Raw genomic sequence first — 1,171 nt, 5'->3', positions numbered from 1 at the left:
GTATTGCGTCCAGTAGTCGGGCGATCAGGATGTCGTTGTCCAGGTTGTCTGCCAGTGCCTGATAGCTGGGAATGAGGCGGTGGCGCAGTATGGCCGGCGCCAGTTGTTGTATGTCTTCCGGCAGCACGAAGTCCCGTCCGGCGAGCCAAGCCTTGGCGCGGGCGGCGCGGGCCAGACCTATGCTGGCCCTGGGGCTGGCACCCACGGCGATAAGGGGCGCAAGCTCGGGGCACAGGCCACTGTCCGGGCGTGTGGCGCACACCAATTGCACCAGATAGTGCTCGAGTCGCCCCTGCATCTGGACTGCCTGTACCGCTGAGCGGGCCGCCAGCAGGTCGGCCTGGCTCAGGGTGACTGGCGGTGGCGTCAGCTGTTCGCCGCGGGCGTTGAGTTGCAAGATGGCGAGCTCCATGGCAGGGCTGGGGTACTCCACCAGCAGCTTGAGCAGGAAGCGGTCGAGCTGGGCCTCCGGCAACGGGTAGGTCCCTTCCTGCTCTATGGGGTTTTGGGTCGCCGCAACCATGAACAGCGGTGGCAGGCGCCAACTCTTCTTGCCCACTGTTATCTGGTGCTCGGCCATGGCTTCCAGCAGCGCGGATTGCACCTTGGCGGGGGCCCGGTTGATTTCGTCCGCCAGCACCAGGTGGTTGAACAGGGGGCCGGGCTGGAACACGAAGCTGGCGTCTTGCGGGTGAAACACCTCGCTGCCGGTGAGATCGGCAGGCAGCAGGTCGGGGGTAAACTGGATGCGGGCGAAACGCCCCTCCACGGCCCCGGCCAGCGCCTTGACGGCGCGGGTTTTGGCAAGACCGGGGGCGCCTTCGATTAACACATGTCCTTCACATAGCAGGGCGATCAGCAGCCCTTCTATCAGTGCTCCCTGTCCCAGAATTTGACTGCCAAGATAGTCCCCAAGCTGTCTGAACTCGGCTGCTGCCATGTGATGAACCCGTTGTTTTTATGGAGGTTGCTCTTTTTATACTCCAGTTGGCCCCCGAGGGCGAGGGAGGGGGCAAAGATGGGGCCAATTAAGTTTCAATCAGCCGTATGAAATTTGTGAGTGGATTGTTAAGATGTGGCGCAATGAGGTCAGACCTCTGCCTTTTAACCCAAGGAGCCAGGATGAAACAGCCATTGAAACTGACGACTCGCCAGGGCGAACGGATTGCCG

The 1,171-nt window shown here is 61.8% G+C and carries 1 protein-coding gene; it reads right to left on the bottom strand.

The window, feature by feature from the left end; genetic code table 11:
- Positions 1-940 (bottom strand): AAA family ATPase (locus tag AAC083_RS11210; RefSeq protein ID WP_108536633.1); only part of this gene is annotated, 940 nt, incomplete at its 3' end.
- Positions 941-1,171: the final 231 nt, after the last annotated feature.

The sequence above is a fragment of the Aeromonas sp. HMWF014 genome, assembly GCF_963878295.1.
Lineage (GTDB): Bacteria > Pseudomonadota > Gammaproteobacteria > Enterobacterales > Aeromonadaceae > Aeromonas > Aeromonas popoffii.
Note: the sequence above shows the minus strand (reverse complement) of the source record. Positions and strands in the feature narration are given on the sequence as shown.